The organism is Dictyoglomus sp. SSW, assembly GCF_055181335.1.
Window position 1 is genome coordinate 517,839 of record NZ_CM143705.1, and the last position, 15,514, is coordinate 533,352.

Annotated in this window: 14 protein-coding genes; 13 read left to right on the forward strand and 1 reads right to left on the reverse strand. The window is 32.4% G+C overall.

Annotated features, from left to right (window positions below):
* Positions 1-8 precede the first annotated feature (8 nt).
* Genes ACY3JM_RS02375 through ACY3JM_RS02390 form a run of 4 tightly spaced genes read left to right on the forward strand, consistent with a single transcriptional unit; the run spans position 9 to position 3,722 of the window.
* The gene (locus ACY3JM_RS02375) at positions 9-1,280 is read left to right on the forward strand and encodes a zinc-binding dehydrogenase (RefSeq protein WP_463111602.1); all 1,272 of its coding nucleotides are present in this window, start codon (positions 9-11) and stop codon (positions 1,278-1,280) included.
* The gene (srlD, locus tag ACY3JM_RS02380; protein WP_463083194.1) at positions 1,273-2,070 is read left to right on the forward strand and encodes a sorbitol-6-phosphate dehydrogenase; all 798 of its coding nucleotides are present in this window, start codon (positions 1,273-1,275) and stop codon (positions 2,068-2,070) included. Before ACY3JM_RS02375 ends, srlD begins: the two co-directional genes overlap by 8 nt.
* A gap of 4 nt (positions 2,071-2,074) precedes the next feature.
* On the forward strand, positions 2,075-3,064 hold the full coding sequence (locus ACY3JM_RS02385; RefSeq protein ID WP_463083195.1) for a sugar phosphate isomerase/epimerase family protein: 990 nt from the start codon (positions 2,075-2,077) through the stop codon (positions 3,062-3,064).
* The gene (locus ACY3JM_RS02390) at positions 3,054-3,722 is read left to right on the forward strand and encodes a class II aldolase/adducin family protein (protein WP_463111603.1); all 669 of its coding nucleotides are present in this window, start codon (positions 3,054-3,056) and stop codon (positions 3,720-3,722) included. Before ACY3JM_RS02385 ends, ACY3JM_RS02390 begins: the two co-directional genes overlap by 11 nt.
* A 1-nt stretch (position 3,723) precedes the next feature.
* Here ACY3JM_RS02390 and ACY3JM_RS02395 read toward each other — a convergent pair whose 3' ends face one another.
* Entirely contained in the window at positions 3,724-4,449 is a 726-nt protein-coding gene (locus ACY3JM_RS02395) for an SDR family oxidoreductase (protein WP_463111604.1), read from the reverse strand.
* Between the two features lie 167 nt (positions 4,450-4,616).
* Between ACY3JM_RS02395 and ACY3JM_RS02400 the strand changes: the two genes are divergently transcribed.
* The 9 genes from ACY3JM_RS02400 to ACY3JM_RS02440 all read left to right on the forward strand — a co-directional run bounded on the left by ACY3JM_RS02400 (position 4,617) and on the right by ACY3JM_RS02440 (position 15,496).
* The gene (locus ACY3JM_RS02400; RefSeq protein WP_463111605.1) at positions 4,617-5,885 is read left to right on the forward strand and encodes an ABC transporter substrate-binding protein; all 1,269 of its coding nucleotides are present in this window, start codon (positions 4,617-4,619) and stop codon (positions 5,883-5,885) included.
* 69 nt (positions 5,886-5,954) lie between these two features.
* Complete coding sequence (locus tag ACY3JM_RS02405) at positions 5,955-6,863, forward strand: carbohydrate ABC transporter permease (protein WP_463111606.1); 909 nt, start codon at positions 5,955-5,957, stop codon at positions 6,861-6,863.
* A gap of 3 nt (positions 6,864-6,866) precedes the next feature.
* Positions 6,867-7,712, forward strand: coding sequence for a carbohydrate ABC transporter permease (locus ACY3JM_RS02410; protein ID WP_463111607.1), 846 nt, complete (start codon positions 6,867-6,869; stop codon positions 7,710-7,712).
* Positions 7,713-7,745: 33 nt separating this feature from the next.
* Positions 7,746-9,137 carry an alpha-glucosidase AglA gene (gene aglA / locus ACY3JM_RS02415; protein WP_463111608.1) on the forward strand — a complete coding sequence of 464 codons (1,392 nt, stop codon included), beginning with the start codon at positions 7,746-7,748 and terminating at the stop codon, positions 9,135-9,137.
* A 292-nt stretch (positions 9,138-9,429) separates the two neighbouring features.
* A complete protein-coding gene (gene rhaI, locus ACY3JM_RS02420; RefSeq protein ID WP_463111609.1) occupies positions 9,430-10,623 on the forward strand; it encodes an L-rhamnose isomerase in 1,194 nt (397 codons plus the stop codon).
* A 10-nt stretch (positions 10,624-10,633) separates the two neighbouring features.
* Complete coding sequence (rhaB, locus tag ACY3JM_RS02425; protein WP_463111610.1) at positions 10,634-12,112, forward strand: rhamnulokinase; 1,479 nt, start codon at positions 10,634-10,636, stop codon at positions 12,110-12,112.
* An 83-nt stretch (positions 12,113-12,195) separates the two neighbouring features.
* On the forward strand, positions 12,196-12,585 hold the full coding sequence (locus ACY3JM_RS02430) for a class II SORL domain-containing protein (RefSeq protein ID WP_463083204.1): 390 nt from the start codon (positions 12,196-12,198) through the stop codon (positions 12,583-12,585).
* Between the two features lie 229 nt (positions 12,586-12,814).
* Entirely contained in the window at positions 12,815-14,401 is a 1,587-nt protein-coding gene (locus ACY3JM_RS02435) for a pectate lyase family protein (protein ID WP_463083205.1), read from the forward strand.
* 69 nt (positions 14,402-14,470) lie between these two features.
* Positions 14,471-15,496 carry a fibronectin type III domain-containing protein gene (locus ACY3JM_RS02440; protein WP_463111611.1) on the forward strand — a complete coding sequence of 342 codons (1,026 nt, stop codon included), beginning with the start codon at positions 14,471-14,473 and terminating at the stop codon, positions 15,494-15,496.
* Positions 15,497-15,514: the final 18 nt, after the last annotated feature.

Below are 15,514 nucleotides of genomic sequence, written 5' to 3' on the forward strand. Positions count from 1 at the left end.
TAATAAAAATGGAAACCATAGCTTTAAGAATGTATGGAAAGATGGATCTTAGGCTTGAAAAATTTGGGCTTCCCGATATTAAAGAAGATGAAATACTTGCAGAGATAATTTCAGATACCAGCTGTCCATCTACTTATAAAGAGATAGTGCAGGGGTCAGAGCATCCGAGAGTACCAAAGGATATTGATAAAAACCCTGTTATTGTGGGACATGAAATGGCAGGTATTATTTTAAAAATTGGAGAAAAATGGAAAGATAAATATAAAGAAGGACAAAAGTTTACTATTCAACCTGCCCTTTTATATGAAAAAGGTCCTGTAGGTGTATTAAGTGCTCCTGGTTATTCATACAAATATTTAGGGGGGCTTGCTACAAGGGTCATTATTCCTAATGAAGTGATGGAACAAGATTGTCTTTTAATATATGAAGGAGATGCTTTCTATAAGGCATCCTTAGTGGAACCTCTGTCTTGTGTGGTTGGTGCTGTTAATGCTCAATATCATACAAAGGAAAATTCATATGAGCATATAATGGGTATAAAGCCTGGAGGTAAAACTGCGATTTTAGGTGGAGCAGGTCCTATGGGTCTTGCTTTTCTTGCTTATCTTATTTATGGTCCTCAAAATCCCGGATTGTTAATTATTACTGATATTGATGATTCTAAGCTTCAAAGGGCTGTTAGAGCTTTTCCTGTAGATAAGATTAAAGAAAAGGGCATAGATATTAGATTTATTAATCCTACAAAAGATCAATCATATAAAGAAGTGAAATATGATGATATCTTTGTATTATATCCCAGTCCTAAATTAGTTGAGGAAGCAGACTCTCTACTTGACAGAGATGGATGTCTAAACTTTTTTGCAGGACCAACAGACCATAATTTTACCGCATGTGTTAATTTCTATAAGGTTCATTATGATAAGCATCATTTTGTGGCTACATCTGGGGGAAATGCTAATGATATGAAGATAGCTTTAGATCTTATTCAGAAAGGCATTATAGATCCTTCTCCTATGATTACACATGTTGGGGGTTTGAATGTGGCAAGGGATGTGCTTTTAAATTTTCCCAATATTCCTGGAGGAAAGAAATTAATCTACACCCACATAAAGTTTCCTTTGTCAGATATTGATGATTTTGAAAGATTAAGCATTGAAGGTCCTACCGAATTAAGAGATATTTATAGAGATCTATATCAAATTGTTAAAGAGAATAATGGATGGTGGTGTAAAGAAGCAGAAGATTATATATTGAAAAAGGGGGAGAAAATAGATGTGTGATTGCCAAAGATTAAAAGATAGAGTAGCAATTGTTACTGGAGCAGCTCAAGGGCTTGGTGAGGCTCTTGCTTATAGGCTTGCTAAGGAAGGTTGTGATGTTACTGTTGCTGACATAAAAATAGATAAGGCTCAAGAAGTGGTAAGAAGAATTGAAGAGGAATATAAAAGAAGGGCATTAGCTATAAAATGTGATGTAACTAATGAGGAAGATGTGAAAAATATGGTAGAAAAGACGGTTGAGGTTTTTGGAAAACTTGATATAATGGTTGCTAATGCTGGAATATTGATAGCTCATGATATTACTGAATTTCCTCTTGAGGATTGGAAAAAGGTTATTGATGTAAATTTGACAGGCTATTTTCTCTGTGCGAGAGAGGCGGCAAAGGTTATGGTGAGACAAAGATCAGGTGTCATAATACAGATTAATTCAAAATCTGGTAAAAAAGGGAGTTTTAGGAATTCTGCTTATTCTGCATCTAAATTTGGAGGAATAGGTTTTACTCAGAGTATTGCATTAGATTTGGCTCCATATAATGTAAGAGTGATAGCTGTTTGTCCTGGAGATCTTCTGGATTCACCTTTGTGGAAAGAAAGTCTATATGATCAATATGCAAAGAGATTAGGGATAAGCAAAGAAGAGGTAAGAGAAAGGTATTTAAAACAGGTTCCCCTTGGAAGAGCATGTACTTATGATGATGTGGCAAATGTGGTAGTATTTCTTGCCAGTGATGAGGCATCCTATATTACTGGAGATGCTGTTAATGTTAGTGGTGGGGTAGAGATGAGGTGAAGAAATGAGAGTACATATAGATATTGGTGTTAATGGAGCCTTTTTAACAAGAAGGTGGGAAGAACCTGAAAATTTTATAAGGCTTACAAAAGAACTTGGGTATGATTACCATTCTTTCTGTAGTGATGTTTTAGATCCCTTCTTTAGTGGCGATAAGGAATATCAAATAGAGACAGCAAAGAAAATAAAGGAGTATTCAGAAAAATATGATGTAGATATATGGGACTACTATACAGGGATGGCAACCCATAGGTTCCATGGTTTGTCTCATAGTGATGAAAGAGTTAGAAAGAAAATGAAAGAATGGATCATATCTGCCATGGATATTGTAAGGGAGATGGGGGCAAAATATCTTGGAGGACATTGGGATGCTATTTCTGTAGAAGTATTGCAAGATAATAGCAAAAAAAGAGAAAGAATTAATTACGTTTATAATACTTTTAAGGAACTTGCTAAGATTGCTAAAGATAAGGGGCTTTTAGGCATTTCTAATGAACAGATGTATATACCAAGTGAAAAACCATGGACATTAAAAGAGGCTGAAGAATTTCTTATTGAAGTAAATAAAGATAATGAAGGGGTTCCTGTTTACTTAACTATTGATGTGGGCCATCAGGCTGGTATGCATTACGGACTTACAGGAGACGATCTTTCCTACGAAGAATGGTTAAGAAGATTTGCTTGTTTTTCTCCCATTATTCATTTACAACAGACAAAGCCAGATTCAAGTAGTCATTGGCCATTTACAGAAGAATATAATTCTATTGGACATGTCAAAATTGAGAAGGTGCTTTCTGCAATAAAGTCGTCTTTTGAAAATTATAAAGAAAATCCTGTATCTAAATATTTAAACCCAGTAGATAAAATAGTACTTATAGTTGAAGTTATTCCACCTTCCACAAAAACTGAGGAAAAGGTATTAGAAGAGCTTAAAAAGACCTCTGATTATCTACGAAATTATATTCCTAAGGGAGGAATTTATTATGAATTCTGATGTGGCAAAACTTAAAAAAGAACTTATAGAGATAGGAAAAAGAATTTCTATGGAAAGCTTAATTGTTGGGCCTGGAGGAAATATAAGTGCAAGGCTTGGAGATAGAATATATATAAAAGCAAGTGGATCTTCCTTTGAAGATGCTATAGAAGAGGACTATATAGGAGTAGAAATAGATTCTGGAAATGTTGTAGACGGTGATAAAAGGCCTTCCTCAGAAATTTGGATGCATCTTGAGTGCTATAAGCAAAGGGAAGATGTAATGGCAGTGATTCATACCCATCCTGTATATGCTATTGCATATGCTTTTCAAGATGAATCTCTAAAACCTTTTACTCCTGATATGGTTGCTCTCCTTGGAGGAGAGATTCCAGTAATTGAGTATGTAGTTCCTGGAGGTAAAGAGTTTGCTGAGGCAGTAGGTGAGATTATAAAAAATCATAATGGGGTTTTAGTAAAGAATCATGGTCTTGTTACAGTTGGAAGTAATTTAAAAGAGGCGTTATATAGAACTTTACTTATTGAATCTTCAATTAAAGTAATTTTTGTAGCAAAACTTTTTGGAAAGATGCGCTTCTTTACAAAAGAACAAATAGATGAAATTGATAATTTAGAAGTTGAAAAATATAGAAAAAAATTATTAAAGGATAAATTTTAAACTATTTCCAAGGAATATTATCTCTTCGTCTTACTTGGATTTCGTCAATAACTGCATTATTTCTAAATCTTAATAGAAATACAATAATTTCTGCAATTTCATAGGGTTGTATGAGGAATGATTTTTTAAGATCAGGTCTAACTTTGTTAACAAGATCAGTGGCAACTCCCCCTGGAGATATTAAATGTACCCTTATATCATATTCATGCACTTCTTGAGCAAGGACTTTTGTGAATCCGTGAAGTGCATGTTTAGATGCAGTATAGGCACTTTGATTTACATATCCTTTGTAGCCTACTACTGAAGATATATTTATAATAGTTGGAATTTCTGAGTTTTTCAAATAAGGTATGGCATATTTACATAAAAAATAAGGAACCTTAGCATTAATTGTCATTAAATTATCCCATTCTTCCTCTGACGTTTCTAATAAAGGTTTGGAAAGAGCTGTTCCAGCATTATTTATTAATATATCTAATCCCCCAAAATATTTAGTTACTTTATCAATAACAAACTTTGGAGCGTTATTTTCTGTCAAATCTATTGGTAAAATAAATATATCAATATTTTCTTTTGATAATTCATCTTTTATTTTTTTTAATTTATTTTCATCTCTTGCTATAAGAGCAAGATTAACCTTTTCCTTTGCAAGCCTTCTTGCAATTTCTTCTCCAATCCCTCTACTTGCTCCTGTTATTAATGCTATCTTTTTCTCTAGATTAATCATGAATTTATTATATCATGACATTGATAATGAAAAAAATCTTGACAGAAATGAAAAATAAAAATAAAATATAGACGTAAAAATATACAAAATCTTTGCATAATATTAAAGGGGGTGATCTGTAAATTTAAAAAATCTCTCCTAAATAATATTAAAAGGGGGTTAGATTTATGAAGTTTAAAGGGGTTTTAGTTTTTTTGTTACTTCTTCTCATCGTTTTGACAGTTAATTATTCTCAACAGCCTATAAATTTAAGGGTTGCTTGGTGGGGAAGCCAAACCAGACATAATCAGACTCTTGAAGTAATCAAGCTGTTTGAAAAAAGATATCCCAATATTAAAATAACGCCAGAATATACATCATGGAGTGATTACTGGACGAAACTTAATACACAGGCTGCAGCTGGAAACTTACCTGATGTAATACAACATGATTATCAATATATTACTGAATGGGTAAATAGAGGATTACTTTTACCTCTTGATGATTTTGTTAAGGATAATGTAATAAATCTAAAAGATGTGGCTACTAATTATATAAAGCCTGGAATAGTAAATAGTAGACTTTATGGTATAAATCTTGGTGTTAATGCTCTTGGTCTTGTTTATGATCCTGAATTATTCAAACAAGCTGGTTTTCCTCTTCCAAAAAATGATTGGACTTGGGAGGAATTTAAAAATACAGTTATACAAATAAAGAAAAAACTTTGTATTTATGGTGTTGAAGGCTTTACAGGTCAAATAGAATGCTTCAAAATTTGGTTAATTGAGAATGGAGAATGGTTATATTCTCAAGATGGTAAGTCCATAGGTTTTAGTAAAGACACATTTGTAAAATGGTGGAAAATGATGCTTGATATAGAGAATGCGGGTGCTGCTCCAGATGTAACAGTGGATGTTTCAAGGACAGGTCTTGGAGTTGAAGATCAATTTATTGTTAAAAAGAAATCTGCCATGTCTCTTGCTTGGAGTAATCAGCTTATTGCTATATCAAAAGCTGCTGGCAGACCTTTAAAGATGGTTCTTTTCCCAAGGCTTGATAAAAAATCAAAATCTGGTACCTATCTTAAAGCTTCCATGTTTTTCTCTATTTATTCCAGGACAAGATATCCTAAAGAGGCAGCTATGTTTATTGATTTCTTTACTAACAATTTAGATGCTCATAAGATTATGAAAGCAGAAAGAGGAGTTCCTATTTCAAGTAGAGTACAAACTTTCTTAAAACCATATATTGAGGCTTCTCAGAAAGAGGCTTTTGCTTTTGTAAGACTTGCTGAAAAAGAAGGATCGCCTACACCTCCTCCTGATATTCCTAAACATGCAGAGATATCAAATAATGTTATAGCTCCTATATGGGAGCAAATTAGATACAAGAAGATTGGATTAGAGGAGGCCTATGATACTCTTAAGAAAGAAGCAGAGAAAATATTGAATAGGTAATTAATGTTTTAGGGGGAGAATAATAAAATTCTCCCCCTTTTATACTTTATAAGGGGAGTAGATAATATTATGAGGCTATCTAAGAAAAAAAGATCCAATATCTTAGCAGGATATTTTTTTATTTCTCCATGGATTATAGGTTTTTTAGCATTTATTTTGTTTCCACTTGTGGCTTCTTTTCTTTTATCTTTTACTAAGTATGATGTATTAAGTACTCCTAAATTTATAGGTTTTGATAATTGGTATAGAATGTTTTTTGAGGATAGGCGTTTTTATAATGCACTGAGAGCAACTCTTAAATATGTGGTCTTTGCTGTTCCTTTTAGATTACTGTTTGCTTTTATCGTTGCTTTGGTATTAAATCTTTCAGAACATAAGATAATTAGATTATATAGGGCTATATATTATGTACCTTCTCTTGTTGGGGGAAGTGTTGCAGTAGCAGTAATGTGGAAACAAATTTTTGGTATGGATGGACTTGTAAATTATATATTACAGAATATTTTGGGGTATTCAGAAAAGATTATGTGGCTTGGTGATCCTCGTTTTGCAATATGGACTTTAATTTTACTTGCAATGTGGCAATTTGGATCTCCTATGCTTATATTTTTAGCAGGGTTAAAACAGATACCTGTAGAACTATATGAGGCTGCAAGTATAGATGGGGCAGGATTTTGGAGACAGATATTCAAAATAACATTGCCCCTTTTAAGTCCTGTTATATTTTTTAATCTTGTTATGCAAACAATTGGAGGATTTATGGTTTTTACACAAGCTTATATTATAACAGGAGGAGCACCTTTAGATACTACTCTATTTTATGCTCTTTATGTATATCAAAAGGCTTTTAGAGATTATGATATGGGATATGCATCTGCAATGGCTTGGTTCTTATTAGTTGTGGTAGCAGTCGTGACTTTTATTTTGTTTAAAACTTCTAAAAAATGGGTATATTATGAGGCATGGGAGGTTAAGTAATTTATGATAAAGAAAACTTTAACTTTTTATGTAATTTATTATATCCTAATTAGTATTTTTGCCTTTGTAATGATTTATCCACTACTTTGGTTGATAGGTTCGTCATTTAAAACGCATCAGGAGATATTTTCAGATATGACATCACTTATTCCTAAAAAATTTATGATTGAGAATTATATAGAGGGATGGGAAGGATTTGGAGGTATAACCTTTGCTACTTTTTTTAAAAATTCTTTTATTTTATCCACTGGAGTAACTATTGGTATAGTTATATCATCAACCATGATTGCCTATGGACTTTCAAGAATCGCTTTTCCGGGAAGAAATTTTTGGTTTACAACTATAATGTTAACCTTACTTCTTCCAGGACAAGTTCTTATTGTTCCACGATATATACTTTTTTATAAACTTGGTTGGGTTAATTCCTTTAAACCCTTAATTGTTCCTGCCTTTTTTGGGGGTCCTTTTTTTATTTTTTTGATGATGCAGTTTATAAGAGGAATTCCCTATGAATATGATGAGGCTGCATCTATTGATGGGGCTAGTAAATATCAAATATTTTGGTACATTATCTTGCCAGGATTAAAACCTGCTTTAATCACCAGTGTAATCTTTGCTTTTTATTGGACATGGGATGATTTTATGGGACCCTTATTGTATTTAAATAAACCAGAGTTATACCCTGTAGCTCTTGCTTTAAAGGCTTTTGCTGATCCTACAACTATTACAAATTGGGGAGCTGTTTTTGCTATGTCAGTTCTGTCGCTTATTCCTATTTTTATTATTTTTATATTTTTCCAAAAGTATATGGAGACAGGTATTGCTACTACCTCTGTATCAAAGTTATAGAATTCTTAATAATTAAAATTGGGAGGTCTAAAAATGGCAAATATTAAGATTGCTTTTGTAGGAGCAGGAAGTGTCAGGTATACCTTAACTCTTATTTCAGATCTTTGTAAAGTAAAGGGATTAAATGATTCTTCTGTATCATTAATGGATATTGATGAAGAAAGATTGAATGCTGTATACAATCTTGCAAAAAAAATTAATGATGTACTTGGAGCAAATCTTAGGATAGAGAAAACTACAGACTTAAGATTTGCTGTAGAAGGAGCAAGCTTTGTTATTAATACTGCTCTTGCAAGGGCTGAGGGGCATGAAGATGGATATGTACAATATGAAATTATGAGAGAGGTTGGAGAGAAACATGGTTATTATCGGGGTATAGATAGTCAAGAGTTTAATATGGTTTCTGATTATTATACTTTTACTAACTATAATCAATTAAAACTTTCTCTTGATATAGCAAAGGTGATAGAAAAATATGCTCCTTCTGCTTATATGATGCAGACTGCAAATCCTGTTTTTGAAATTACTCAGCTTGTCTTACGCCAGACTAATACAAAAATAATAGGTTTTTGTCATGGTTATGGTGGAGTTTTTGATTTGATAGAAACTTTAAATTTGGATCCTAAAAAAGTGGATTGGCAAGTTGCTGGAGTAAATCATGGTATTTGGCTAAATAGATTTTTATACAATGGTGAGAATGCATATCCTCTTATTGATAAATGGATAGAGGAAAATTCATCAAAATGGGAACCTAAAAATCCATGGGATGCCCAATTAAGTCCTGCATCTATAGATATGTATAGATTTTATGGGATGATGCCCATTGGAGATACATGTAGAAATGGAAGTTGGAAATATCATTATGATTTAGAGACGAAAAAGAAATGGTATGGTAAATTTGGATGCATAGATAATGAGATAGAAAGGCCTAAATTCTATGAAGCTTTAAGAGTTTATAAGAGAAGGCTTATTGAATTATCAAAAGATGATAAAGTAAATCTTTTGGATGTTTTCCCTGAACTTAAAAGGGAAAGTTTGAGTGGTGAACAACAAATTCCTTTTATTAATGCAATTGTAAATGGGGAAAAACAGAGATTAGTTTTAAATATCCTTAATAATGGAATTATCTCTGATATTCCTAAGGATGTGGTGGTGGAAGTTCCAGTAATAGTAGATGATAATGGAATACATCTTGAAGAGATTAAGCCTGATTTAACAGATAGAGTTAAGAAATTTTATTTAACACCTCGAATTATGAGAATGGAATTTGCTATAGAAGCATTTGTTACTGGTGATAGAAGAGTATTGGAAGAAGTTTTGATAAGAGATCCAAGAACAAGATCATATGAACGAGTAAAGGAAGTTATAGATGAAATTTTAAATTTACCTTTTAATAAAGAGATGAAAGAGCACTATTCCCACTAAGAGTTAGTAAGTACTTATTTCTTTACCATAAAAAGGCCACTTAAGTACCTTGGTAATCCTTCTCGGCAATTTAGAGGAGGGTTACCAAGGTTTTTTCTGAATTCATAGTTTTTATACTCTCAACAATAGAAAAATGATGGCAATATTACACAAATCTACATCAAAGATTGATTTTATTTATTATTGACCATAACTTTTTTTTGTGATAAAAATAAAACATAAAAACAATAAAAAATGAAAATTAAATTTGAAAAAATAAATAGAAAAATAAAAATATATAGGGGGTAATACTATGATAAATTATGAAAAAAGGTATGAGATTTTAAGGAATATGTTAGAAGATGAAGGTATAGATGTAGAGGGGGTTGAGAGGAAGTTAAAGAATTTTAGGGTCGAAACTCCTTCTTGGGGTTATGCTGATTCTGGAACCCGATTTGCTGCATTTAAGCAAAAAGGATCTGCAAGAAATGTAAAGGAAAAGTTGCAAGATGCTGCTATGGTGCATAAATTAACTGGAATATGTCCTACAGTTGCTCTTCATATACCATGGGATATGTATGATGATTGGGATGAACTATTAAAATATGCTGAATCTCTTGGAGTTAAACCAGGTGCAATTAATCCAAATCTATTTCAAGATGATGAGTATAAGTTAGGAAGTTTAACTCATGTTGATAAAAAAGTAAGGGAGAAGGCTATAAATCATATTAAAGAATGCATAGAAATAGCTAAAAGACTTGGATCTAAAGATATTTCCCTTTGGCTTGCTGATGGTACTAATCATCCTGGGCAAGATGACTTTAGAAAGAGAAAACATAGATTAGAAGAAAGCTTAAGAGAAGTATATTCTTATTTGGATTCCGATATGAGGCTTCTTATAGAGTATAAGTTTTTTGAACCTGCTTTTTATCATACGGATATTCCTGACTGGGGAACAGCAATGATTCTTTCAAGAAAGCTTGGAGATAGGGCTTATGTACTTGTAGACTTAGGACATCATCCTCTCGGGACAAATATAGAGCAGATTGTTGCTATTCTTGTAGATGAAGGAAAACTTGGGGGATTCCATTTTAACAATAAAAAGTATGCAGATGATGATCTTACTACTGGCTCTATAAATCCTTATGAATTATTTTTGATATTTAATGAACTGGTTTCTGCGGAAGAAGATGGTTTAAAGATGAATATTGCATATATGATAGATGAATCTCACAACCTTAAGAACAAAATAGAAGAGATGATACAAAGTGTTGAAAATATATTTAAAACTTATGCAAAAGCTTTAATTGTAAACAGAAAATTGTTAAGAAAATATCAAGAGGAATGTGATATTGTCATGGCAGAAAATACCTTGGTAAAAGCCTTTGATACTGATGTTATGCCATTAATTTATAAAGTAAGAGAAGAAATGGGAGTTCCTCTTGATCCATTGAAGACTTTTCGAGAAAGTGGTTATATGGAAAAGGTTGTTAAAGAGAGAGTATGAGGTGATAAATATGAAAGAGAGAAGGTTTATTGCTATTGATCTTGGGGCAGAAAGCGGAAGAATTATGTTGGGAACCTTGAAGGATAATAGAATAACTCTTGAAGAGATTCATAGGTTTGTAAATAGGCCTGTTGATATTCTTGGGAGACTTTACTGGAATGTTACACAGATGTTTCAAGATATTAAAGAGGGTTTGAGTAAGGCTTTTTCTAAATATAAAGATATAGAAAGTATAGGGATAGATACATGGGGTGTAGATTTTGGATTGGTTACGAAGGAAGGTTATTTAGCAGGGATTCCTGTATGCTATAGGGATCATAGGACAGATGGGATTCTTGAAAAGGCTTTTAGAGTAATGTCTAAAGAAGAAATTTATAAATTGACAGGAATACAAATAATGCAAATTAATACCTTATTTCAACTCTATAGTATGGTGCATGAAAAATCTTCTCTCTTTAATTCTTCTCATAAACTGTTATTTATGCCTGATCTATTTAATTTTATGTTGACGGGAGAGATGATAACTGAGTTCTCTATTGCAACTACTTCTCAGATGTATAATCCTTTTAAAGATGATTGGGAAGAAGAAATCTTGAATAAATTTAATATTCCTAAGTACATAATGCCCACTATAGTTCCTTCTGGTACAGAGATAGGTAAGTTATACAGAGGGATTCAAGAAGAATTAAATGTTAAGGATGTTTCTGTAATTGCCCCTTGTGAACATGATACAGGATGTGCTGTAGTGGGAGTTCCTGGAAAAGGTGAAGATTGGGCATATATTAGTTCAGGAACATGGTCATTGATGGGGGTTGAACTTAAAGAACCTATTATAAATGAAGAATCTTTTAAGGCAAATTTTACTAATGAAGGTGGTTATGGTAAGACTTATAGATTTTTGAAAAACATAATGGGACTTTGGCTTTTACAGAGAGTAAAAAGAGAATGGGCTAAAGAAGGGTGTGACCTATCATATTCTGAGATTACTAAATTGGCTGAAGAGGAAGAACCCTTTAAATATTTTATAAACCCTGATGATGTATCGTTTTTAAATCCACCGAGCATGGTAAAAGCAATTCAAGATTATTGCTATAAAACCCATCAAGGTATACCTGAGAAAAAAGGAGAAATAGCAAGATGTATATTGGAATCTCTTGCTTTTAGGTATAAAGAGGTCTTTGATGATCTTGAGAGAATTTTAAAGAAGAAGATCAAAGTTTTACATATTGTGGGAGGAGGCTCACAAAACCAATTACTTTCACAATTTACTGCTGATGTTCTTGGTATACAAGTTATTACTGGACCTGTTGAAGCAACTTCTTTAGGGAATATAGTAGTACAAGCTATAACAAAGGGAGCAATAAAAGATATAAAAAAAGCAAGAGAAATTATTGAATCCTCTTCTGATATGAAAACTTATTATCCAAAGGATACTGAGAAATGGCAAAAAATGTATGAGAGATATAAGGAGATTACAAATATAATTTAAGAAACCTTTTTCTTTTAGATTGAAATCCCTCTCAAAAAGATATAAAATAAAATATAATAATTTTAAGTTGGGAGGGATAAATTATGGAAAAATTGAAGGAACTTTTACAAGAAGCCGACTGGACAAGAGAAAAACATGTTCCTGTGATAGATATACTTGAAAAGGATAGAGAAAAAGGGGTTAAAGTAAGGGTTTCTGTAGGAAAAGAGATTCCACATCCCAATACATCTTCTCATTTTATTGCTTGGATTGAAGTATATTTCTTGCCAGAGGGAGAGAAGTATCCATATCAGCTTGGAAGATTTGAATTTACATCTCATGGGGCATCCACACAGGGTCCAGATACAAGTACTGTTTACACAGATCCAATAGTAGAATTTGTTTTTAAGACTCAAAAAGATGGAAAAATTTTTGCTTTATCCTATTGTAATATTCACGGACTTTGGGAGGGTTCTGCAGAATTAAAGTTCTAATATTTTGATTTAAAAGAGTATAGTTTTATTAGAGGAGGGCCTTTTGGGCTCTCCTTTTTTTGCTATAACAAAATATTGAATTTTTTATAAACTTATAATTAAAGTATTTTATATATCCATATATTACTCTGAATATCTTTTATTTTTTTCTTGACTTAAAAAATTCATAAGTATATAATTTTGTTACTAAAATGCAATGTTATTGTATAATGTGCAAAGGGGGTTTATAATGAAGTTTAAAGTTGCTAATTTAAATATAAAAGTTGGTTTACTATTATTTTTCATGTTCATTCTTTCAAGTGGATGTTCACCGAAAGTTAATAATGTTTCTACAAGTGTTCCTAATCCACCTAAAAATCTAACTGGTTTAGTTCTATCTGAGGTAAGGGTTAGATTAATGTGGGAAGATAAATCTAATGATGAATTAGGATTTATTCTTGAAAGAAAAAAAGAGGGAGATACTTGGCAAGAGGTTAAGAATATTCAAGCTAATATTACAAGTTATATTGATGTAGGTTTAACTCCAGGATGGAAATACTATTATAGAGTAAAAGCATATAATGCTTATGGTAGTAGTTCATATTCAAATGAGTTTGTTTGTATTACTCCCGTTATTATTGCTCCTACTAATCTATCGGCTGGTGTAACATCGGATGGAAAGGTTAAGTTAATTTGGGAAGATAGATCTGAGATAGAGGAAGGATATAAGATAGAGAAAAATGATAATGGTAATTGGATAGAAATAGGATCTGTAACCTCAGATATTAATGTTTATGTTGACAATGATGTTACCTGTGGAAATACTTACTCTTATAGGGTAAAGGCATATTATTCAAATGTAGAGAGTGAATATTCTAATGTAGCTTTTGTTTTTGTTGCCCCAATTGATAATGGTGTTGATTTCTCATTAATAGGTTTTGCAACCTTAGGTGGGGGTACTACAGGTGGTGAAGGAGGAGAGGTTGTTTATGTAAGTGATGGAATTAGCTTGCAAAATGAAATAAATAAAGGAGGGCCAAGGATAATATATGTTAATGGAATTATAACTCCAGAAAATAGTTCAGGAAAGTATGTGATATATGTAAAAAATGTGTCAAGAATATCCATTATTGGCGTAGGTACAAATGGGGAACTAAATGGAGTTGGAATAAAAATTAATAATGCTAACAATATAATAATTCGTAATCTTAGGATTCATCATGTTAAAGACCCTAATATAGCAAGTCAAGGACCAGATTGTATTACAATTGAAGGTCCTTCAAGAAATATATGGATTGATCATTGTGAATTTTATAATCAATTCCAAGGGATTGATAAAGATTATTACGATGGGCTTTTAGATATTAATGGGGCTGTAGATTATGTTACTATTTCTTGGTGCTATTTTCATGATAGTTGGAAGACAAGTCTAATAGGAAGTTCTGATTCTGATAATTACAATAGGACTATTACTTACCACCATAACTGGTTTAGAAATTGTAATTCGAGATTACCAAGTTTTAGATTTGGGGAAGGGCATATCTATAGTAATTATTATCAAGATATTTCAAGTTCAGCTATTAATTCACGAATGGGTGCAAAATTAAGGATAGAGCATAACTATTTTGAAAATGTAAGAAATCCTATAGGATCTTGGGACAGTCAAGAAATTGGATTTTGGGATGTAGTAGGTAATATTTTTGTTAACTGTTCAGGTAGTATGCCTACAACTTCTACATGTTCTTATACTCCTCCTTATAACTATACTATTACGCCAGCTGATAAGGTAAAAGAAATTGTTACTCAATATGCAGGTGTTGGAAAGATTAACTTTTAAAAGAAAGGGGGTGTGAATTACTAAATATTTTCTTTCTTGAAAAATAAATTCTTAAGGGGGGCAAAAGTTATGAAAAAAGTAAGAAATTTAAGTCTTATTTTGATTGTTATTTTAATAATCTTGTTAGTAAGTGGATGTACTCCTAAAACAGAACAGCCTCAACCACAGCCTACTAAACCGAATGCTCCAACAGATTTGACTGCAGAAGTTGTTTCAGGTACCGAAGTGAGACTTGCATGGAAAGATAATTCTAATAATGAAGAAGGATTTAAGATTGAAAGAAAAACATTAGATGGAGAATGGTCTGAAATAGCAACAGTAGGTGCAAATGTAAATACATATAACGATACAGGATTAACTCCAGGTACAACTTATTATTACAGAGTAAAGGCATATAACTCTGCAGGAGATAGTGATTATTCCAATGAAGTTTCTATAGTACCATTATACTCACCTACATGGGGCACTCATGATTGGACTAACACTTTTGAATTTCCAAGTGGATGGATAGATGGAAATGCAAATTATCCGATGCAAAACTTCTGTACAGTACAGGATGGAATCTTAATATTTGATACTACATATACTGCTGGTGCAACACCAAGTTTCAGGTATAATTTTGAAGCTTGTGCTCCAAATTCCTTCAGTATGACAATAGTACTCAAAGCTAAAGGAGATGTAGGAACAAATGTGACAAGAGCATGGACCCTCGATATTCAGACCGCTTTATATAGAGGAGGTTTTGAGATTCAAACTAATCCAACTCAAGTGAGAATATTAAATGGGACATCAACTTTAGCTTCCTATACCATGACTACTACCGATTGGCATATATATTGGTTTACTGTAAATTACACTGTAGATGGCTTATATGCCAAATTATATGTAGATAATAATTCTACTCCAGTTCTTGAAGGTATTATAAATGCTGCTCCTTCTACTCCACCTGATCCTCAGTTTATGAGGCTTGGTGATACTTCAACTTCAGCTTCTAACTTGTATAAAAGTCAGCTTGACTGGATATTCTGGACCTTTGAGGGGGCCTTTGCTCCAAATGAGGTAAAACTTCCTGAAGGTTTCAATTTGAATCCTTAAAAAAAGTGTATGGAGAGG

Excerpts from the sequence above, each read along its gene's own strand:
- ACY3JM_RS02375 (WP_463111602.1), top strand. The coding sequence starts at position 9 with ATGGAAACCATAGCTTTAAGAATGTATGGAAAGATGGATCTTAGGCTT.
- srlD (WP_463083194.1), top strand. The coding sequence starts at position 1,273 with ATGTGTGATTGCCAAAGATTAAAAGATAGAGTAGCAATTGTTACTGGA.
- ACY3JM_RS02385 (WP_463083195.1), top strand. The coding sequence starts at position 2,075 with ATGAGAGTACATATAGATATTGGTGTTAATGGAGCCTTTTTAACAAGA.
- ACY3JM_RS02390 (WP_463111603.1), top strand. The coding sequence starts at position 3,054 with ATGAATTCTGATGTGGCAAAACTTAAAAAAGAACTTATAGAGATAGGA.
- ACY3JM_RS02395 (WP_463111604.1), bottom strand. The coding sequence starts at position 4,449 with ATGATTAATCTAGAGAAAAAGATAGCATTAATAACAGGAGCAAGTAGA.
- ACY3JM_RS02400 (WP_463111605.1), top strand. The coding sequence starts at position 4,617 with ATGAAGTTTAAAGGGGTTTTAGTTTTTTTGTTACTTCTTCTCATCGTT.
- ACY3JM_RS02405 (WP_463111606.1), top strand. The coding sequence starts at position 5,955 with ATGAGGCTATCTAAGAAAAAAAGATCCAATATCTTAGCAGGATATTTT.
- ACY3JM_RS02410 (WP_463111607.1), top strand. The coding sequence starts at position 6,867 with ATGATAAAGAAAACTTTAACTTTTTATGTAATTTATTATATCCTAATT.
- aglA (WP_463111608.1), top strand. The coding sequence starts at position 7,746 with ATGGCAAATATTAAGATTGCTTTTGTAGGAGCAGGAAGTGTCAGGTAT.
- rhaI (WP_463111609.1), top strand. The coding sequence starts at position 9,430 with ATGATAAATTATGAAAAAAGGTATGAGATTTTAAGGAATATGTTAGAA.
- rhaB (WP_463111610.1), top strand. The coding sequence starts at position 10,634 with ATGAAAGAGAGAAGGTTTATTGCTATTGATCTTGGGGCAGAAAGCGGA.
- ACY3JM_RS02430 (WP_463083204.1), top strand. The coding sequence starts at position 12,196 with ATGGAAAAATTGAAGGAACTTTTACAAGAAGCCGACTGGACAAGAGAA.
- ACY3JM_RS02435 (WP_463083205.1), top strand. The coding sequence starts at position 12,815 with ATGAAGTTTAAAGTTGCTAATTTAAATATAAAAGTTGGTTTACTATTA.
- ACY3JM_RS02440 (WP_463111611.1), top strand. The coding sequence starts at position 14,471 with ATGAAAAAAGTAAGAAATTTAAGTCTTATTTTGATTGTTATTTTAATA.